The following is a 19,037-nucleotide window of genomic DNA, read 5'->3' as shown; positions in this document are numbered from 1 at the left end:
GTTGCCCAAAAAAAATCAGCGGGCTTGAGGTACCAAGGATAGGGTGCCCGAAAAAAAACGCCCGGACGCAAGGAAGGGGCGATTTTTTTAAATCTCCATTCAATGGAGCGGCACGAAGGACACCTCAGCGCGCGGTCAGCCGCCCCAAAATAAAGCCGACAGCCAGTGCCACGCCAACGGCCTCCAGCGGCTTGTCCTGGATCCAGGATTTCGAATAATCAATCGCCTGCGCCGGCGCTTCGGTCACGCGGCGGGTCTGCTCGGAAAACCGGTCGGCCACATGCGACGCGTTGCTAGCCAGCTTGTCCACCGTTTCGTGCGCGGCGCTGGACATGCGGTCCACGGTGCTGCGCGCCGGCTCGGCCATTTTGTCAATCGTGCTGTGCATTGCCGCGCCTGCTGATTCAACGCTGCTCTGGACAGATTGCGCGGAATGGGGCGGGTCATTGCCAAGATTTACGCTGGATTTTTCCATGATGCTTCCTTCAAAAGAACAACAAAACCCACGAGTTTTCGCCGTGAGCGCTATGAGCAGGCGGCTAAAAAAGCGAAAAGAAAGACGACGAGAACAATTCACGCCGGAGCCCCCTCAAACTTTAAAGCCACTGCGGCGCGCGCCTGTGCGGCCACGGATAGCTTGCGTGTAGGACAAGAGAGGATTTGACTAGAGGGATTGGAACGCCTGACTTGGATGAACAGCGTGCGTCAATCTGTCAGCCGGAACTGACAGCAAAACGGCCGTTTTTCTTAAGTGCATGCACGGAGCGCGCCGCCATCATCAGAGCGTTAAGGAGAGTAACCATGGGCCCTATGACAGGATCCGAAAAATCAGCACCGAGAAGCAGCGCCGCCCACGACGATCAGCCGCGCCACCGACCGCCCGATGAGGCAGCGGAAGACGACGAAGCCCAGGAACTGCCGGTCAGTCCGGACGAGGGGACGCCGCTTATTCCGGATGACGAACGCGTGGTGGACATACCTTCCTGAAGGCTGGGATTGCCGGCCCGATTTAATTGCCTCGCAGGTCTTTGCGCCAGTAATGCTGGCCCAAGCCGAAGCCTCAGTCGACGGCGCGCTTCAGCCGTATCTCCTCAAGCTTGGCGCTGCCGAAGGCGACAGTCTTGAGCGAGGGCATTTCGCGCTTGAAGCCGGCAGCGTGCTCATAAAAACCCAAGGCTGCCTCGTTGTGCAGCAGCACCCAGGCTGTCACCTGGGTACAGCCCTCTTCCTTCAGACCCTCACGCGCGCCGTCCCACAGCGCTAGGCCGGCACCTTGGCGCCAATGGGCCGGCGTCACATAAAGCGCCCAAATTTCGCCAATGCTGGACTTGGTTGCGGCATCGCGCGAACGGTCAAAGCCGACAAAACCGACGACCTGCTCGCCCTCCGTCGCCACCAGCAATTGCGGCTCGCTGAATTCGATGGCTTCGCGCCAGTATTTCAGCCGCTTGGCCACCGTGATGGGCTGCAGGTAATCTGCCGGCATCAGGTCTTTGTATGCGGCTTGCCAGGTGGCCACATGGATTTCGGCGATGGCTTGGGCATCGCGGGCAATGGCGGGACGAACTAAATAGCTGGGCATGAAAAAATCGCTTGTAAATCAGTAAAAATCATTGAAAGGCGGGGAAGGAGCAGGATTGTCGCGCAAGTTGAGGCCGCGCCAGCGAGGCTTACGGTAAATTCTATGCGGTGGCTTACAACGTGCACGCGCCAGGGTTCAGAGCCACCACGCACCTTTACCGGCATTCACCCGCATTCACTCACATTCACCGACATCACCCCATGCACGCCAGCCGCCCTTTAGTCCCCGACCCGAATGGCGTCACCGTAGCAGATGCACCCGGCGCGGTTTTTACAGCCCGCTTCGGCCCTGACGGCGCCACGTTTGCAGCACCCGCCGCGCTGCCGCTGCTGCACGCGGCCGAACGCGCCGGCCTAAGCCCCGCCAGTTCGTGCCGCAACGGCACCTGCCGCACCTGCCTGCGCCAGCTGAGCAGAGGCCAGGTGATGTACCGCATCGAATGGCCGGGCCTGAGCGCAGACGAGAAGCAGGCGGGCTACATCCTGCCCTGCGTGGCCTATCCGCTGTCGGATGTGGTGTTGATCTGACCGTGTGCCCGCAGTACGACCTGAAGCCGCGTTTTTTAATGAAATATGGCTGTAGCCCAGCAAGAACGGGCGCAAGCAGCTATTGTTTTTATAGCATTGTTGACCGGTCGCGCCGCCGCCGGCGCAGTTGTCCAGAAAAATCCCGCGGCCAACATGACGCTGTCAAACAACTGTGCCAGCATCGGCCGATGGACTCTCTTCACCTTCAGCACAACCCTGCCGACCTGGACAGCCTGCGTCCCACCACCGACGCCAGCGCGAGCTTTGACGAGCACGAGGCGCTTAAGGCGATCTTGCTGGCGGGCAGCGCGCACTTTGACATCCAGACCGTGGCAAGCATTTCCACCCGATCACCGTCTTTCCCGCTGTACACCGCCAGCATCGGTTCGCGCGACCGCCAAGCGCCGGCTGTCGGATTTTTTGGCGGCATTCACGGGCTGGAGCGCATCGGAACGCAGCTGATCCTGCATTACATGCGCGCCCTGCTGTTCCGGCTGGAGTGGGACGAGCTGCTGCACCAGCAGCTGCAGCAGGTCCGGCTGGTGTTCATGCCCCTCGTCAATCCTGGCGGCATGTGGGCGCACAAGCGCGCCAACCCCAATGGCGTGGATTTGATGCGCAATGCGCCGCAGCGGGCCGAGCAGCGCGTGCCCTTTCTGGCAGGCGGGCAAACTTTAAGCCCGCTGTTGCCCTGGTACTGCGGCCGGCCCGGCGCGCCCATGGAAGCCGAAAGCGCAGCGCTGCTGCAGGTGGTGCGCCAGCAGCTGGCAAGTCGGCCTTTCAGCCTGGCGCTGGACTGCCACTCGGGTTACGGCTTTGACGACAGCATCTGGTTTCCGTATGCAAAAACGCGCCGGCTGATGGCGCATCTGCCCGAAATGTTTGCGCTCAAAACCATGCTGGAGCGATCACACCCGCACCATGCTTACAGCTTTGAGCCGCAAAGCAACCAGTACCTGCTGCACGGCGACTTGTGGGACCACGCCTATGACCACGCGCCGCCCGGAAACCTGTTTTTGCCGATGACGCTGGAGCTCGGCTCGTGGCTGTGGATACGCAAGAATCCGCGCCAGCTGTTTTCGCGGCACGGCATTTTCAACCCCATCAAGGCGCACCGCACCAAACGCGTGCTGCGCCGCCATTCGGATCTGCTGGATTTCCTGACGCGCGCCGCCTTTGCCGCCCCACGCTGGCTGCCGCTTGCCGAGCGCCGCGCTCAGCTCATGCAGCTAGCCATGGCGCACTGGCGGCCAAGGCGTACACCGTGACCTGGGTACTTTTAAGAGGCCTCACACGTGAAGCTCGGCACTGGGGAGGGCTACCCGACCAGTTGCTAAAGGCTGGGCTGGGACCTGTCACCTTGCTTGACCTGCCCGGCAATGGCGCCTGCTGGCAACAACCCTCGCCGACGACGGTGCGGGCCATGATGACTGCGGCGCGGGCCAGTTTGGCAGCGCTCGGCCTGATGCCGCCCTACTCGCTGCTGGCAATGTCGCTGGGCGGCATGGTGGCCGTCGACTGGGCCCAGCAGCATCCGGCCGACATTGAACGGCTGGTGCTGGTCAACACCAGCATGCGCCCCTTTAACGCGCTGGCCCAGCGCCTGCGGCCAGCGTGCTGGCCCCAACTGCTGCGCATTGCCGCGCAATGGAAGAATCCAGCCGGGGTGGAGCGCCGCATTCACCAGTTGACCTGCGCCAACTCAGACGCCCTGCAAGCCGATACGGCCGTCTGGCAACAGATTCGCCGCAGCGCGCCGGTCAGCAGCGCCAATGCCTTGCGCCAGTTGCTGGCCGCGGCGCGCTTTCAAGCGGCGGCGGCAGCGCCGGCCTGTCCGGTGCTGCTGCTGTCTTCGGCGGCCGATCAACTGGTCGACCCAGCCTGCTCGGCCACGCTGGCCGCAGCCTGGGGCGCCCGTCATGACAGGCACCGCTGGGCCGGCCATGACCTGTGCCACGACGACCCGGACTGGACCTGCCAAACCGTGGCGGACTGGCTGGCCCAAGGCACGTCGGCAACGAGTTATAAACGGCCTTCCTAAACGTCAGACGACCTTGGCTTGCTATTTTTTTGATAGCTGCTAGCGCCCGTTTAGCAGGGACTAAAGGCCCTTTTTTATTAAATCAGAAGACAAGACCGGTATGCCATCGGCCGCCCAGGTAAGTTTGGTAACTAAAGCCCGGCACGGTGCGCCACCGCACGGTGGACGAGACGGACAAGAACCTAGAGTGCCACATATATTCGGCTATTACAGAAGACCGAAGGGCCGGCGCAGGGCCGATATTTTTCCAGAAAAAAGTCCGAACCACTCCAGTCAAACTTCCTGATGAAGAACTTTACAAGGCATAAATTGTGACAAAACTTCCTCTGTATCTCATTTCAGCGGCGCTCTTGGCCGGCACTGTCGGTCTGGCATTTTCGGCTAGCCAAAATGATGTCCTCCCCGCAAGCGCCAGTAACCCGCGCGATTTCAATACCTTTTATGCGCCGGCTTACCGGCTGCCCGATCCGGCAACAATGTCCTCCTCTGCAGCGAGTGGCAAAGAACTTATCCATTCGACGTACAAGTATCTGGGGGTCGAAAGCGGCATACGCGCCGCCAACGGACGGCCCTTTGTGGGCAACAAGCTCGCGTGCACCAATTGCCACATGGCAGACGGCACCCAACCCAATGCATCGCCGTTCGTGGTAGTCGCACAAAAATACGCGCCGCCGGGAATTTTCAATGCGCGCTCCAATATATTGCTCGACGTCCCCAACCGGGTGAACACCTGCATGGAGCGTTCGCTCGCCGGTGAAGCGCTTCCCCGCGACAGCCAGCCCATGAAAGACATCGTGGCGTATTTCGACTTTCTGGCCACCGGGCTCCAGCCTGGGTTTACCTTCAAGCAGGTGAAGGGCCAGGAGTTTCCGGCAGTCGCCCTGCTGACGCGGGCCGCCAACCCGGAGCGCGGCAAGGATATTTATAGAGAGCGCTGCGCGATCTGCCATCAAAACAGCGGCCAAGGCATCTGGCTCGACGATCAAAAGCGCTATCTCACTCCCGCAGTCTGGGGCAATGACAGCTTTGGCCTGATGTCAGGCATGGGCCGGCTGGCTACCGCAGCGACGATGGTGTGGGGCACCATGCCGCGCGACAAGGTCAACATTTTGGACCCATCCACCCGCATGCCGCAACAGGACGCCTGGGACGTGGCGGCCTACCTGCTGTCGAATAATCACCCGTTCGGCGAGCGCTACATCCAGGATTGGACCGGCGTCGGACCCGATGGCATGCCGAACTGGCTGCGCAAGCCCGCCAGCGCTTCCTACGATTTCACCATGCCGCGCAGCAACAATGGTGCGGCGACGGACGACCCGAGCAAACCACCCATGTTTACCCGGGAGCAGCATACCTTCGGCCCGTTTCAGCCGATTGAGGCCGCGCTTAAAAGCGCACGGAATGCGCGGGGTTTCCCGTGAGCGTTTGCTAAAACACCTGAGTTTTCGCAAACCCGTTGGCAACCCCTGCACGCCGATTGACTATTTTGGGAGATTGAAATGAAGCGCTTTAACAGACTCATCACAGGCGTAGCCATCAGTGCCGGCATGAGCTCGGTCGCTGTCGCACAAAGTCCGCCCGCTGGCGCTGCCCCGCCTGCGGCGGCTGCCTCGGCCGCGGCCACCGCCACCCTCAGTGGAAAAGACTGGAAAGCGCCCGACATCACAAAACTGCCCGACGACAAGTACGGCCAGATAGTGCGCCAGGGCAAGCTGCTGATGGAGGAAACCTACAAGCACATCGGACCTGAAGTCAAGGATGTGAAAAAGCGCTACGCCGGCAATAACCTGGGCTGCACTTCGTGTCATTTGGAATCCGGCGGGCGCAAGTTCGGCAACCCTTGGGTGGGTACTTTTGTGAGTTTTCCGCAGTACCGCGGGCGCGAAGACGCGGTCTCGACCACCGAGGAGCGCATCAACGGCTGCATGGAACGCAGCATGAACGGGAAAAAACTTCCTCTGGACAGCGAAGAAATGAAAGCCATGATGGCCTATCTGCACTTTTTGTCGACCGGCATTCCAGTGGGCACCAAACTTGAAGGCGGCGGCACGCTCAAGCTCAAAACGTTGGCGCGCGCTGCCGACCCTGTGGCCGGAAAACAGGTTTACGCGAGTACCTGCGCGTCTTGCCATGGTGAAAAAGGCCTGGGTGTGCGGCGCGGCAAGGCGGGCGATGCCAACGGCTACCAGTTTCCGCCGTTGTGGGGCCCCGACAGCTACAACAATGGCGCCGGTATTGCGCGGTTGACACTGGCGGCAGGCTTCATTAAAGGCAACATGCCCAGCGGCATCACCCACCTCAACGCGGTGTTGACCGATGAGCAGGCGTTTGATGTGGCCGCTTTCGTCAACAGCCAGCCACGGCCGGTCAAGCGGAATCTTGAAAAGGATTTCCCGGCGCGCAAGAACAAACCGGTGGATGCCGCGTTTGCACCCTACACACCGGGCTTCTCGGCTGAGCAGCACAAGTTCGGCCCGTGGCCGCCGATTCAAGAGGCGCGCGCCAAAGGGGTTTATCCGTTGAAATAGCGCAACGAATGGCGCTGACGCAAAACGCCGCGCGGTAGTCCGGCGTCCGGCGTCAGCGCTTTGGGCCTGGCGGGCACAACTCCGGTCGCATCCCTGGGTTACCCGTGACTTGCCGCACGACGGCGCCGAGTGGCTTTGTCAGCGCCTTGCGCTGTGTCCCAAAGGGAATTGGTACGCTATTTTTAAACAGCATGCCGCGCCCTTCTTCATTGGGCAACAGGCCTTTTTCGTTAACTTTTTAGCGCTGCCGAAGTAGTGTGGGACGCGTGACGAACCATCCGCCCAGCCTTCTTATCTGCAGTTGATGCATAAAATCGGCCGCCAGCCCAATAGGTACGGGCGTTAGCAGCTATACATTTGATAGCATTTTTCTCCCCGCATGGCTTGGCTGGCCGGTTTCGCGCGACTGGTCATTCCGCCAAGCCTTCACACGACCGCCAATCTGCGATGAAAATACCTCTTAATCCTCGGCGCTCACGCCACCACAAACCTACACAACCCTTTTTTTGCCTCATGACAACAACCCGGTTTGATGGTTTGCAGCGCAAGTTGGCGGCACTGGCCCTGCTGGCCTGCGGCGTGGCGGCCCTGCTGGCCAGCCCGACCCGCGCGGTCGCCGAGGCTGCAACATTTACCGACACCATCGCCCAGCGCACGCTGGCCTGCACCGCCTGCCATGGCAAACAGGGCCGGGCCGGGCCCGATGGCTATTACCCGCGCCTGGCCGGGAAACCAGCGGGTTACCTCTACAACCAGCTGCTCAATTTTCGCGAAGGGCGGCGTCATTACGGACTGATGGCGCAGTTGCTGGAACCGCTCGATGGGCCAATTGGCGACGCCTATCTGCTGGAAATGGCGCAGTACTTTTCGCGGCTGGACGTGCCCTACCCTGCGCCGCTTGTCAGCACGGCGTCGCCCGAGCTGTTGCAGCACGGCGAGCGCCTGGTGCAGCAGGGCGACGCGGCTCGCCAGCTGCCGGCCTGCGTGCAATGCCACGGCCGGGACATGACCGGTGTGGCGCCCAATATTCCGGGCCTGCTGGGACTGCCGCGTGACTACCTGAATGCGCAACTCGGCGCCTGGAAAGCCGGCCAGCGCCGGGCTCATGCGCCAGACTGCATGAAGGATGTGGTGGCGCGCCTGAGCCTGGACGACATCCACGCGGTGGCCAGCTGGGTTGCGGCCCAGCCCTTGCCAGCCAATACCAAACCAGCGCTGGCCTTGCCCGCGCTGGCGCCCGGCGCGCGCGCCATCGACTGCGGCAGCGCGCCCAACCCCGGTCCACCTAGTCCGCCCAGTGCATCCAACACCGCCTTGAAGGCCCGCCCATGAAAGGAATGGTCAAGCTCACGCTGCTGCTGATCGTGCTGCTCATCGGCGCGTCGGCACTGGTCTGGACCCTGAATGTGCGCGATGAAACAGCCGTAGACGTGAAAGACGCGGGGGAGACACGGCCGGTGGCCACGCCGGCCAACCCGGACCTGCTGGCGCGCGGTGCTTACCTGGCGCGTGCCGGCAACTGCATGGGTTGCCACACCGCGCGCGGCGGCGCGCGCTACGCTGGCGGACGCGGCATCGCCACCCCATTCGGCATCGTCTACACCTCCAACATTACGCCCGACCAGGCCAGCGGCATTGGCAGCTGGTCGCCGCTGCACTTTTGGCGTGCCCTGCACAACGGGCGTTCCAAGAGCGGGCGCCTGCTCTACCCGGCCTTCCCCTACACCAGCTACACGCAGGTCACGCGCGAGGACTCAGACGCGCTGTTTGCCTACCTCGCCAGCCAGCCCGCCGTGGCGCAGCCCAACTTGCTCCACACGCTGCGCTTCCCCTACCAGTCGCAGGCCGCCCTGGCAGTGTGGCGGGCGCTGTATTTCAAGCCGGGCGTGTACCGGCCTGATGCCAGCCGCAGTGCCGAGTGGAACCGTGGTGCCTACCTGGTGCAGGGCCTGGGCCACTGCGGCGCCTGCCACAGCGCGCGCAACGTGCTGGGCGCCACCGAGCAAGGACCGGGTCTGGCCGGCGGCCTGATCCCGATGCAGAACTGGTATGCGCCCCCGCTCGCCTCGGCGCACCAGGCCGGGGTGGGCGACTGGGACCGGGAGCAGATCGTGAGCCTGCTCAAAACCGGCATCTCGCCGCGCGCTTCGGCCAACGGCCCGATGGCCGAGGTGGTGCTGCGCAGCACCCAGTACCTGAGCCATGAAGACCTGAGCGCGATGGCGCAGTTTCTGAAAGAACTGCCCAAAGTCAAGACTGAGCCTGCAGCGCCAGCCTACACGGAGCCGTCATCGGCCGCAGCCACCGCCGCCGGGCGCGGCGCCAAGCTGTACGAGCAGCATTGCGAGCAGTGCCATGGCGACAAGGGTCAGGGTCAGGGCCAGGGCGTATTCAAGGCCTATCCGGCGCTTGCAGGCAACCGCGCGGTGACGATGCAAAGCACGGTCAATCTGGTGCAGATGGTGCTTAATGGCGGCTTTGCGCCGGCGACCGAGGCCAATCCCCGACCCTTTGGCATGCCGCCTTTTGTGCTGGTGCTCGACAACACCGAAGTGGCGGCGCTGCTGACGCACATTCGCAGCGCCTGGGGCAATCAGGCCAGTGCCGTGCTGCCGCTGGACGTGAACCGCATACGCGCCAATCAGTCGCGTTGAGCGGAGCCCTGAAGCGGGGCTTCACTCACCATGCGGTCGCGCCTGGCCAGCGCGGGAAAGCCCCTCAACCACAGCACGGCCACCAGCAGCGTTCCCACGCCGCCCGCCACTACCGAGCCGACCGGCCCCATCAGGGCCGCAGTCGCGCCCGATTCAAACTCGCCTAGCTGATTCGAAGCACCAATGAATACCGAATTGACCGCGCTGACACGGCCGCGCATGGCGTTCGGTGTTTCTATCTGCACCAGGGTCTGGCGCACCACCACGCTGATCATGTCGGCGCATCCCGACAAAGCCAGCACGCCCAACGACAGCGCAAAGCTGGTCGACAGGCCAAACACCACCATGCACAGCCCATAAAACGCCACCGCCGCGAGCATGGTGTGACCGACCCGCCGGTCAAGCGGCCAGCGTGTCAACACCACCGATGCGAGCAAGGCGCCCGCTGCCGGCGCCGCGCGCAGCAAGCCCAACCCCCAGGGCCCGACGTGCAGGATGTCTTTGGCAAACATCGGCAGCAACGCCGTGGCACCCCCGAGCAGCACGGCAAACAGATCCAGCGACACCGCGCCCAGCAGGGCCTTGCGTTGCCAGACAAACTCAACACCGGCAAGCAGCGAGCGCAGCGACACCGCCTCGCGTGGCGGCGGGACGTGTTGGTAGCGCACGGTCGAAATCAGCGCGCAGCCAATCGCGAAAAGAAACACGCAGGTGGCATACACCGCCGAGGCACCGGCCACAAAAATCACCCCGCCCAATGCCGGCCCGCCCACGATGGCGGCCTGCAAACCGGTCGAGTTGAAGGCCATGGCGCGCGGCAACATGGCTGGCGGCACCAGTGTGGGCGCGAGCGCCTGCTGCGCCGGCATCTGAAAGGCCCGGGTCGCGCCTAGCAGCACCGAGACGCCCAGCAGCAGCGCTCGCGAAGTCCAAGCGGCGGACGCGCCCCAGCCCAGCGTCGCGGCCACCAGGATCAGCGCCACGCTGCCCTGCATGAGCAGGCAAACGGCAATGATGCGGCCGCGATGCAACCGGTCTGCTACATGGCCGGCCACAAGCGTGAGCAGCAGCGCCGGCACAAACTGGTAGAGCCCGACCAGCCCCAAGTCCCAGGCGCTGCCGGTCAGCTCGTACATTTGCCAGCCCACCGCCACCATCAGCATCTGGTTGGCCGTGATGCCAAACAGCCGGGCAAACCACATGCGCAAAAAGGCACGCTGGCGGAAAAGATCTGAAAGGCTGTGGGTGGACAGGGAGGACATCAGCAGCGATTGTCGCCACCTTCGCCCGGACGTGTGGGCGCGGGCAAAACTGGCCGTCAATGTTAAAGAACACCAGCAAGCACGGCTCCATCACGCTGTCTGAATTGATTGACTGCACGTACCGTCCGCGCATCAAGTTGGATTGATAATCTATTCATCACTCAATCGGAGAATGTCATGGCAAAAAGTCAACAAAACAGCAACAAGATGGTCAAAAAACCCAAGAAAGACACGTCACCGCCCAAGCTGGTGTCGCCCGATGCAGTGCGGCCAACCGTGGTGACCCAGGTGCCGCTGCGGGGCAAGCTGAAGAATAAGTAAGACGGCCATGGCTGAGTCTGCTGGCCCACCTGCTGCTGCCCCGGCTGCGCCGAAGTCGGATCAACCCGTCCAGCCGGTTCAACCCGGCAATGCGCTGCACGGCGTGACGCTAGAAGCCATCGTCACCGCGCTGGCGGCGCACTACGGCTGGGAAGAGTTGGGCCAGCGCATCGCGATTCGCTGCTTCGTCAGCGAACCCAGCGTAGCATCGAGCCTGAAATTCTTGCGCAAGACGCCGTGGGCGCGCGAAAAGGTTGAAAGCCTGTACCTTTTCATGCTGCGCGAAGTCCGTCGCGCCAGCCCGCAGGTTCATAACTTTCCAGAGCCAAAACGCTAACTGCTAAAGGGGTTGGCAAACAGCAGCAGCATCGCCACGCCCACCCCCAATCAGAAAGTTGGCGTCAATCCGGCCCGCCAGCAAAAGCATGTTGACCTGCAGCTGTTCCCTCATTTCGGGCTGGCGCACCGCGCCTTCCGGGTAACGCCCGCTCATCACGCCTATGCCCAGGCAGGCACCTATCGCACCGGGGCCAATCAGCAAACCACATCCCATGGAAATGGCACCGGCGTCCATCATGATGTTTCTTCTGTTGTCAAAAACCTGGGCTGTTGACTGAAATCATGATGTCCAGCGGGCCGCCCAACAATTACCTGACAAGTGCCGCCAGCGCCGAGCTGGTGCTGATGTATGCCGACGACAGCCTGCTGGTGCTGAACAAGCCTTCCGGCCTGCTGGCCGTGCCGGGCCGCGGCGAAGACAAGCAGGACTGCCTGAGCGCCCGGGTGCAGCGGCGCTTCCCCGACGCGCTGGTGGTGCACCGGCTTGACATGGCCACCTCGGGCGTGATGCTGATGGCGCGCGGCATCGCCATGCAACGCGTGCTGGCCAAATCATTTGAAACGCGGCAGGTCCACAAACGTTACATCGCCGTGGTGCAGGGCTGCCTCTTGCCGCCCGAAAGCGCCGATGGCTGGGGCTTGATTGACCTGCCGATAGTGGTCGACTGGCCGCGCCGGCCGTTGCGCATCATTGATGCGCAACGCGGCAAGCCCAGCCAGACGCGCTGGCGTAGCGTGGCGTTTGATGAAGCCAGCGACAGCACTCGCGTGGAGCTTGAACCACTGACCGGTCGATCGCACCAGCTGCGCGTGCATCTGCAGGCGCTGGGCCATCCGATACTCGGCGATGCGCTGTATGCCCCTGCCGCCCTCGCGGCGGCCGCGCCTCGGCTGTTACTGCACGCCTGCGCGCTGGGCCTGGCGCACCCGTGCAGCGCAGAACCGATGCGCTTTGAAAGCCCGCCGCCCTTTTAACCCGTCTTGTCGAGCTGGTGCGGGGGAACTTTAGCTCCGGCCACAGTCTCCGACTTGATACAGCTGGAGATTCCTCATGCCTTTGCAGCCGCCCTCTCTTCCCGTAATTGGCCCCGTAATTCGCCTGTGGAACCGCCGCGCTGCAGCCGCCGCGCTGGTGGCGATGCCTACGTTGTGGACGGGCGCACGCGCCCAGCCCGCGCCCCTGCGCCGCCCCACTCCTTCCCAAACCGAAGGCCCGTTTTATCCGGTCAAGCTGCCGCAAGACGCCGACTTCGATTTGCTGCGTAACGGTGCGCTGAACTATGGCCGCGGCCAGCCAAGCTGGCTGGAAGGTTCGGTGAACGACTTGAATGGCCGGCCGGTGCGCGGCGCGCAGGTGGAAATATGGCAGTGCGACCACGCCGGCCACTACGACCACCCCGGCGACGGCGGGCTTGTCGACAAGGCGTTTCAAGGTTTTGGGCGAGTCACGGTGAATGCCCAGGGCGAATATCGCTTTCGCACCATTCGCCCGGTGGCTTACAGCGGCCGCGCACCGCACATTCATCTCAAGGTCAAGCTGGCTGGCCGCGAACTGCTGACGACGCAGCTCTACGTCGCCGGCGAAGCGCTCAACCAACGCGATTTTTTATGGCGCAGCCTGGCCGATGAGCAAGCCCGTGCCGCCCTCACCGTGCCCTTCACCTTTGGGCCCGACGGGCTACGGGCGCAATTTCCGCTGGTGGTGCAAGCCTGAGCCAGGACTCCCTATCATTCGGGCATGACGCAACAACTGACGATTCTGACCGGCGCTTCGCGAGGTCTGGGGCTGGCGCTGGCCCAACAACTGCTGGAGCCCAAGCACACGCTGCTGTGCATTTCGCGCCATCGCAACGAAGCGCTGGCTGAACAGGCACGCGCGCAAGGCGCAACCCTGCTGCAGTGGACCGAAGACCTGACGCAAGGTGCCGCGGTCAGCCGGCAACTGGAGGCGTGGCTGCAAGTACAGGCCGGCGCTACCCTCGCCAATTTTGCCGATGCCACCCTTATCAATAATGCAGCGGTCATTTCGCATCTGGCCCCGCTCAGCCAGGCCGACGTTGACGATCTGGCGCAGGCTTTGCGCGTCGGGCTGGAGGCGCCCATGCAGCTCACTGCGGTGTTCTTGCGTGCCACCGCCGCCTGGCCCGCCAGGCGCAAGGTACTCAATATTTCGTCAAGTGTCGGCCACCGGGCCAAGGCCTACCAGGCGGCTTACTGCACCGTCAAGGCGGGGTTGGACCATTTCACGCGCTGCGTAGCGCTGGAAGAAGCGCGGAAAGCCAACGGCGCCAGGCTCTGCTCACTGGCGCCTGGCAGGATTGACACCGATATGCAGGCGCAACTGCGCGGCGCAGACCAAGCCGACTTTCCTGACCGGAACTATTTCGTGCAGCTAAAAAACGACGGGCAGTTGAGTTCTCCCGAAGTCGCGGCAAACCGCGTGCTGGCCTATCTGGCGCGGGCCGACTTTGGCGCGCAACCCGTCGCAGACGTCAGGAATTAGTACCGATTTTGTTAACAAACGGTCCCGCAAGGTTCGCCTGACGCGATTAAAATTGCTATATTTTTTATAGCATGTTACGCCCTTAGCTATTGGTCTAGCGGCATTTTTCGCCATAATCCAGCCGTTTTCCCACTGGCACGTCAGTCATCTCGTCTTGAGAATCTGGTGAATCTGGTCTTTGATTTTTAGGCGTTTTTTCTTAAGCTTTTCAAGATCTTCATCACTGATTGAACCGACCCCTCCCTCGTAGCTTGCGATGGTCTGGTTGTCGGTGTCGTATTGGACAAAAAGGCTTGCAAAGCGGGGATCGGATGCTTTGAGCTCGCGCATTTTCTGCAGGTACTGGGGAAACTCGTGCGCCAGATCGTGATTCAGCAAATCCATGGATACTCCTCTTGGTTGACAGGTCTATTCGCGAACAACCAGCACCGGCAAATGCGCGTGCGACAACACTTGGGCTGTCACGCTGCCCAGCACCAGTCGTTCCAGTCCGCGCCGGCCATGAGAGCCCATGACCAGCAAATCCGCGCCCACCGACTCGGCGGTTTCAAGAATGCCGCGGTAAATCGCATGGCCTTCAACGACCGACGCCGTGACGTTGATGCCACGCGCCTCGAAAGCTTGCTTTGCGGTCTTCAGCGCTTCGGTAGCTTCGGCATTCGCCGCAGCGAGATACTCGGCCTGGCCATAAGAAAAATCCGTTCCCACCCCAGAGAAAGCGTAAGGGTCTATGACATAAATGACGGTGACTGCGCTTTTAAACGCATCAGCCACGGCCATCGCCTTTTCGACCGCCTGGCCAGCAGAAGATGAGCCATCTACGGGAACGAGAATGTGCTTAAACATGATGGAATCTCCTAGACAGCCTGGAAAGATTTTTTGTCTATAACCCTGCTTCCGTCAATTGCGGCCTGTACCTGCTTCTGGCGGCTTTAGCGGCGGCCTGACCATGCCCATTTATAGAGGATTGCGCTGCTAAGCGCAGTCGGACAAGGCGCCGAAAACAACCAAAAGCGCTGCCACCCTGACCCCCTGCAATAGCCCGCCCGTTGCGGGTTGCCACTCATGAAGGATCGATCTTCACGCCTTTCCAGAAAGCCACATGTCCCTTGATGTTCTCGGCCTCGGATTTGGGGTCAGGGTAATACCAGGCCGCATCGGTGTTCATTTCTCCATTGACCAGCAGCGAGTAGTAGCTCGCCTGGCCCTTCCACGAACACATGGTGTGGTGGTTGCTGAAGGTCACGTAGTCGCGGTTGAGCGAACTTTCGGGAAAATAGTGGTTGCCTTCGATCACCACGGTGTCATCGCTTTGCGCAATCACTGCGCCATTCCAGATTGCTTTCATGGGGTCCATCCTTAAGTGCGGTTGATCTTCGCACAATGCTACGCCCATCTGCAGGCATTGGCGGCACCAATAAAAAGGTGCCGATACCTGGGCATCGGCACCTTTGGGGGACGGCTACTGGCTAATGCCAGCCTCAGTGCTTAATCGTCGCGCCCTTTGTTCTTGTGCTTGCCTTTGCCTTTTCCGTGGCCCTCGTCATCATCGTTCCAGTCACGGCCCCGGTCGTGTTTGTCGCGGCCGCGGCGTTCGTCATCGAACCGGCGCCGTTCGAAGTCACCATCCCCCCGGACATTGACAAAATAAACCGGTTGACCGCAAGCGTTGTATTTGGCGCAATGCTTGGACCATTTTTTCGAATGTCCGGGTGGCACGTGAAGATACAGCGGCTGCTGCTGCACATAGACCGGCGCACGCTGGATGATGACCGGTTGCGCATAAATCAGCGGCGGTGGCGGCGCGTTGCCGATATCAATGCGGCCATAGACACCCGGCGTCAGCGCGCCTTCGACGGTGGCACTGACGTAAGGCGTGACAGCTTGTGCTGCAGTGGCCAAAAGGGCCGAAAGGGCGATAAGGCTCGCCCGCAGCAAGGGTTTGACATTGGTTTTCATGGTTTCTCTTTTCTCGTACCGTGGAATCGGGACGCAGGTTACGGCGCTCTATCTAAGATAACGCCTGATTCTGTTGTAACCACCTTGACGCACGCGTCATGTAGGACGATGTGACATTCGTAAGCAAACTTTTCAGAAACACCCTAAAACGGCCTTTTCTCCGGTTTTTTGCAGTTCTTCACGGCGCGCTTACCGGGTCTTGACGGGCGGAAAGGCGCTGCAACGGCCTATCGGAGATAGCGGCGAAAGCGGCGATAGCGGACAAAGCTAGCCGTGGAACTAAACGCCGCCGTGGGGCTGGATAGGTTCTATCCACAGCACCGTGGACAGTTGCTCGAGCGCTTCGATGTCCAGGTTCACGGCCACGGCCTCGCCGTCGCTGGGGCACATCAGGTACTCCAGCATCTTTGTCGGGCTGGCGTTGATCTCCTGATGCGGCACGTAAGGCGGCACATTGACAAATCCTGCTACGCGTGCGCCTGCCCCGCCAAGCCGGTTCGGGCCGCCACAAAAAGACTGTTCCAATAGAGCGTTTACCGCGAAGCCTTGGCAGCCTGCCCTGGGCCGCCACCCGAGAACCTTTCCCATGGCCATCAAAGCCACCATTCACAAAGCCCAACTGCAAATCGCCGACATGGACCGCCCCGTCTATGCCGACCACAGCGTCATCATTGCGCGCCATCCGTCAGAGACCGACGAACGCATGATGATCCGCCTGCTGGCCTTTGCGCTCAACGTGCCGGCCGATGACAAGCGCGGCAATCTTGAATTTGCCAAGGACCTGTGGGATGTTGATGAGCCCGCGCTGTGGCACAAGGACTACACCGGCGCCGTGCTGCACTGGATAGACGTGGGCCAGCCCGACGACAAGCGCCTGATGCGCGCCGCCGGCCGCGCCGGACGCGTCACCGTCTACGGCTTTGCCAACAGCACGCCGGTGTGGTGGAAAGCCATTGAAAGCAAACTGACGCGCGCCGCCAATCTGGTGGTGTGGCAGATTGAGTCCGCGCAAAGCCAGGCTCTGGGCAAGCTGGCCGAGCGCGGCATGCAGTTGCAGGTCACGGTGCAGGACGGCACGGTGTGGATGAGCACCGGCAGCGAGTCGGTCGAGATTACGCCGCGAAGGTTGACGGCCGGAGTTTGAGGCTTGATCAATATTTATGGATAAGTCGCCTTCTAGACCAATGGATACGGGCGTAAGCAGCTATCTATTTAATAGCACTAACGCCCGAATTCATTGCCCCAGAGATTGATTCTCTACCCAAGCCAGCAGCGTCGAAGAGCGCCAGCTCCACCCCTTCAATCCGAACCGTTTTCGCCTTCCTGCAAAACCCGCCACATCACCTTGCCCGATCCGCTCTTGGGCAGCGCCTCCACAAACTGCACCACGCGCGGGTACTTGTAGGCGGCCATGTTGTCCTTGCACCAGTTGATGATGTCTTCTTCTGTCATCCTGCCCCTGGCGTCTGCGCGCAACACCACCACGGCCTTGACGGTTTCGCCGCGGTAGGCATCCTTGACGCTAATGATGCAGGCTTCCTGAATGGCGGGATGGCGAAACATCAAGGCTTCGACCTCGGCCGGCCAGACCTTGAAACCCGAGGCATTGATCATGCGTTTGAGCCGGTCGGTCAGGAAGAAATAGCCCTCTTCGTCGACATGCCCCAAATCGCCTGAGCGAAAAAAGCGCTTGCCGTCAAGCTCGATGAAAGCCGCCTCGGTGGCGGTCGGTTGCTTCCAGTAGCCCGAGAAGTTCTGCGGCCCGCACATGACGATTTCGCCCTGCTCGCCCTGCGGCATTTCCTCCAGGCTCAGCGGGTCGATCACGCGGGCATCGGTGCTGATGAAGGGCACGCCCAGACACTGCTGCTTGGTGGCGTCGGGCGGGTTGCTGTGCGACGGGGCGGCGGTTTCAGTCAGGCCATAGCCTTCGGCAAAACGCAGGCCGTATTGCTCCCACAGGCGCTGCGCCACGGCTTGCGGCATGGCGGCACCACCACCGCCTATGTAGACCAGGCTGCTCAAATCGAACCGCGCAAAGTTGGGGCTGGCCAGCAGGTCAATCACCATGGTAGGGATGTTGGTCCAGTGCGTCACGCGCCAGCGCGAGATCAGCCGGCCGGCCAGTTCGCGCTCCCAGCGCGGCATGATGACCAGCGTGGCGCTGCCGTAAATGGCCGCATGCAGCACCGACACCATGCCGGTGATGTGAAACATCGGCACCACCGACAGCACCACGTTTTCAAACGTGCTGTTGCCCCACAGGCAGCTGCCCACCGCGTTGTGCATGATGCTGGCGTGCGTGTGCATGCAACCCTTGGGCAAGCCGGTGGTGCCGCTGGTGTAAGGCAGCACGGCCAGGTCTTGCGGCGTGGCACTGTGCGCCGGCAGATCGCGGCTGCCCGCGCCGTCTGGGTCCAGCGCCTCGGCCCAGCTCAGCACGGCGCCACCTTGCAACTCGGGCAGCGCGTACCGGGTCAGCAGCCAGTCGCGCCAGGCGGTCGGTATGGCGCTGGCACCTTCAGCTTGCGCCGCCGCGTCGTCAAAGGCATCGCTGTAATGCGTCACGATCAGCTGCGTCAGCCGTTCTTCGGGGGCCAGTTTGTCGCTCGCCTTGACCAGCTCGGGCGCCAGGTCAGCCGCCGTGATGGCCACTTTGACGTCCGGGTTGGTGATGTAGTGTTTAAGCTCTTCGGCCCGGTTCATCGGGTTGACCGGCACCACCACGGCATCGGCGCGCAAGATCGCAAAGTGCGCAATCACCCACTGCGGGCAATTTTGCAGATTGAGCAGCACGCGGTCGCCCTTTCTGACGCCAAGCCGGTGCAACGTGGCGGCCAGCCGCTCGGCCTGTTGCAGCAGTTCGGCGTAACTCAATACCTGGTCAAAAAATACCAGCGCGGGCTTGTCGGGAAAGCGCAGCGCGCTGACCGCCAGGTTGTGCCACAGCGAGGTGGCCGGCGGTGTGATGCTGCGCGGCAAGCGTTTGGGCCAGACTTTCGCGTGCCGGTCACGAGCCGACGCTGCGCCGCGGGTTGCGGCTGCCGGCGCTGCGGGCTGATCGGGCTGGGCGGATATAAAAGCAGGGGACACGGCAGGGCTCCAGTCAGAACTTGTTTGCCTCAAGCCTACCCGGACTTGGGGAAAATCACATCGGGGTAGCTGCTGATAAAGCAGTGTCGCTTGTCTTTTTCCCTGGGGAAAATTCACCTCGAATGCTCACTTTTTAATAGCTATTTACGCCCGTATTCATTGGGCTGAAGGCCAATTTAATAGGAAATTGGTAATTTGCATGTCATGCCATCGCTGCTTAAGCGGCGC

The 19,037-nt window shown here is 61.7% G+C and carries 22 protein-coding genes and 2 pseudogenes; 14 read left to right on the top strand and 10 right to left on the bottom strand.

Going from position 1 to position 19,037, the window contains the following annotated elements; all coding sequences use genetic code 11:
* Positions 1-124 precede the first annotated feature (124 nt).
* Positions 125-475 carry a hypothetical protein gene (locus tag HHJ18_RS08505; RefSeq protein ID WP_296913925.1) on the bottom strand — a complete coding sequence of 117 codons (351 nt, stop codon included), beginning with the start codon at positions 473-475 and terminating at the stop codon, positions 125-127.
* A 326-nt stretch (positions 476-801) separates the two neighbouring features.
* Between HHJ18_RS08505 and HHJ18_RS08500 the strand changes: the two genes are divergently transcribed.
* Positions 802-987 (top strand): hypothetical protein, encoded by a 186-nt coding sequence (locus HHJ18_RS08500; RefSeq protein WP_296913922.1) that lies wholly within the window; start codon positions 802-804, stop codon positions 985-987.
* Between the two features lie 73 nt (positions 988-1,060).
* Here HHJ18_RS08500 and HHJ18_RS08495 read toward each other — a convergent pair whose 3' ends face one another.
* Positions 1,061-1,582, bottom strand: a complete 522-nt coding sequence (locus tag HHJ18_RS08495) for a GNAT family N-acetyltransferase (RefSeq protein WP_296913919.1) — start codon at positions 1,580-1,582, stop codon at positions 1,061-1,063.
* Between the two features lie 200 nt (positions 1,583-1,782).
* Here HHJ18_RS08495 and HHJ18_RS08490 point away from each other — a divergent pair, with 200 nt between their 5' ends.
* The 7 genes from HHJ18_RS08490 (at position 1,783) to HHJ18_RS08460 (ending at position 9,332) form a co-directional block, all read left to right on the top strand.
* A complete protein-coding gene (locus HHJ18_RS08490) occupies positions 1,783-2,109 on the top strand; it encodes a 2Fe-2S iron-sulfur cluster binding domain-containing protein (RefSeq protein ID WP_296913917.1) in 327 nt (108 codons plus the stop codon).
* A 188-nt stretch (positions 2,110-2,297) separates the two neighbouring features.
* Positions 2,298-3,377 (top strand): M14 family zinc carboxypeptidase, encoded by a 1,080-nt coding sequence (locus tag HHJ18_RS08485; protein ID WP_296913915.1) that lies wholly within the window; start codon positions 2,298-2,300, stop codon positions 3,375-3,377.
* The gene (locus HHJ18_RS08480) at positions 3,374-4,150 is read left to right on the top strand and encodes an alpha/beta hydrolase (RefSeq protein WP_296913912.1); all 777 of its coding nucleotides are present in this window, start codon (positions 3,374-3,376) and stop codon (positions 4,148-4,150) included. Before HHJ18_RS08485 ends, HHJ18_RS08480 begins: the two co-directional genes overlap by 4 nt.
* 311 nt (positions 4,151-4,461) lie before the next feature.
* Positions 4,462-5,571 carry a c-type cytochrome gene (locus HHJ18_RS08475; protein ID WP_296913909.1) on the top strand — a complete coding sequence of 370 codons (1,110 nt, stop codon included), beginning with the start codon at positions 4,462-4,464 and terminating at the stop codon, positions 5,569-5,571.
* Positions 5,572-5,649: 78 nt separating this feature from the next.
* Complete coding sequence (locus tag HHJ18_RS08470; protein WP_296913906.1) at positions 5,650-6,678, top strand: c-type cytochrome; 1,029 nt, start codon at positions 5,650-5,652, stop codon at positions 6,676-6,678.
* Positions 6,679-7,191: 513 nt separating this feature from the next.
* A complete protein-coding gene (locus HHJ18_RS08465; protein WP_296913904.1) occupies positions 7,192-8,010 on the top strand; it encodes a c-type cytochrome in 819 nt (272 codons plus the stop codon).
* A complete protein-coding gene (locus HHJ18_RS08460; protein WP_296913902.1) occupies positions 8,007-9,332 on the top strand; it encodes a cytochrome c in 1,326 nt (441 codons plus the stop codon). Before HHJ18_RS08465 ends, HHJ18_RS08460 begins: the two co-directional genes overlap by 4 nt.
* Here the strand turns inward: HHJ18_RS08460 and HHJ18_RS08455 are convergent.
* Entirely contained in the window at positions 9,320-10,594 is a 1,275-nt protein-coding gene (locus HHJ18_RS08455) for an MFS transporter (RefSeq protein ID WP_296913899.1), read from the bottom strand. The two genes, HHJ18_RS08460 and HHJ18_RS08455, sit on opposite strands and share 13 nt — an antisense overlap.
* 177 nt (positions 10,595-10,771) lie before the next feature.
* Between HHJ18_RS08455 and HHJ18_RS08450 the strand changes: the two genes are divergently transcribed.
* The gene (locus HHJ18_RS08450; RefSeq protein ID WP_296913897.1) at positions 10,772-10,915 is read left to right on the top strand and encodes a hypothetical protein; all 144 of its coding nucleotides are present in this window, start codon (positions 10,772-10,774) and stop codon (positions 10,913-10,915) included.
* 7 nt (positions 10,916-10,922) lie between these two features.
* On the top strand, positions 10,923-11,252 hold the full coding sequence (locus tag HHJ18_RS08445; RefSeq protein WP_296913895.1) for a VF530 family protein: 330 nt from the start codon (positions 10,923-10,925) through the stop codon (positions 11,250-11,252).
* Here HHJ18_RS08445 and atpE read toward each other — a convergent pair.
* Positions 11,249-11,489 (bottom strand): annotated as a pseudogene (gene atpE / locus HHJ18_RS08440) (F0F1 ATP synthase subunit C). The gene HHJ18_RS08445 and the pseudogene atpE sit on opposite strands and share 4 nt — an antisense overlap.
* A gap of 50 nt (positions 11,490-11,539) precedes the next feature.
* On the opposite strand from atpE, the gene HHJ18_RS08435 reads away from it, so the two are divergent.
* The 3 genes from HHJ18_RS08435 (at position 11,540) to HHJ18_RS08425 (ending at position 13,757) form a co-directional block, all read left to right on the top strand.
* Positions 11,540-12,229: a pseudouridine synthase gene (locus tag HHJ18_RS08435; protein WP_296913947.1), complete on the top strand. Its 690-nt coding sequence runs from the start codon at positions 11,540-11,542 to the stop codon at positions 12,227-12,229.
* 163 nt (positions 12,230-12,392) lie between these two features.
* On the top strand, positions 12,393-12,968 hold the full coding sequence (locus HHJ18_RS08430) for a protocatechuate 3,4-dioxygenase (RefSeq protein WP_296913944.1): 576 nt from the start codon (positions 12,393-12,395) through the stop codon (positions 12,966-12,968).
* A gap of 24 nt (positions 12,969-12,992) precedes the next feature.
* A complete protein-coding gene (locus HHJ18_RS08425; protein WP_296913893.1) occupies positions 12,993-13,757 on the top strand; it encodes an SDR family NAD(P)-dependent oxidoreductase in 765 nt (254 codons plus the stop codon).
* A 144-nt stretch (positions 13,758-13,901) separates the two neighbouring features.
* Here HHJ18_RS08425 and HHJ18_RS08420 read toward each other — a convergent pair whose 3' ends face one another.
* The 5 genes and pseudogenes from HHJ18_RS08420 to HHJ18_RS08400 all read right to left on the bottom strand — a co-directional run.
* A complete protein-coding gene (locus tag HHJ18_RS08420) occupies positions 13,902-14,141 on the bottom strand; it encodes a DUF465 domain-containing protein (protein ID WP_296913891.1) in 240 nt (79 codons plus the stop codon).
* A 24-nt stretch (positions 14,142-14,165) separates the two neighbouring features.
* Positions 14,166-14,603, bottom strand: a complete 438-nt coding sequence (locus HHJ18_RS08415; protein WP_296913889.1) for a universal stress protein — start codon at positions 14,601-14,603, stop codon at positions 14,166-14,168.
* A 217-nt stretch (positions 14,604-14,820) separates the two neighbouring features.
* Positions 14,821-15,105, bottom strand: a complete 285-nt coding sequence (locus tag HHJ18_RS08410; RefSeq protein ID WP_296913886.1) for a DUF427 domain-containing protein — start codon at positions 15,103-15,105, stop codon at positions 14,821-14,823.
* 140 nt (positions 15,106-15,245) lie between these two features.
* Entirely contained in the window at positions 15,246-15,716 is a 471-nt protein-coding gene (locus HHJ18_RS08405) for a hypothetical protein (protein WP_296913883.1), read from the bottom strand.
* A 279-nt stretch (positions 15,717-15,995) separates the two neighbouring features.
* Positions 15,996-16,178, bottom strand: a pseudogene (locus HHJ18_RS08400) (mannose-6-phosphate isomerase); the annotation flags it as partial.
* A gap of 124 nt (positions 16,179-16,302) precedes the next feature.
* On the opposite strand from HHJ18_RS08400, the gene HHJ18_RS08395 reads away from it, so the two are divergent.
* The gene (locus HHJ18_RS08395; protein WP_296913880.1) at positions 16,303-16,860 is read left to right on the top strand and encodes a YaeQ family protein; all 558 of its coding nucleotides are present in this window, start codon (positions 16,303-16,305) and stop codon (positions 16,858-16,860) included.
* A gap of 155 nt (positions 16,861-17,015) precedes the next feature.
* Here HHJ18_RS08395 and HHJ18_RS08390 read toward each other — a convergent pair whose 3' ends face one another.
* Positions 17,016-18,809: a long-chain fatty acid--CoA ligase gene (locus HHJ18_RS08390; RefSeq protein ID WP_296913877.1), complete on the bottom strand. Its 1,794-nt coding sequence runs from the start codon at positions 18,807-18,809 to the stop codon at positions 17,016-17,018.
* Between the last annotated feature and the right edge of the window lie 228 nt (positions 18,810-19,037).

Source organism: Polaromonas sp. (assembly GCF_012927455.1).
GTDB lineage: Bacteria > Pseudomonadota > Gammaproteobacteria > Burkholderiales > Burkholderiaceae_C > Polaromonas.
Note: the sequence above shows the minus strand (reverse complement) of the source record. Positions and strands in the feature narration are given on the sequence as shown.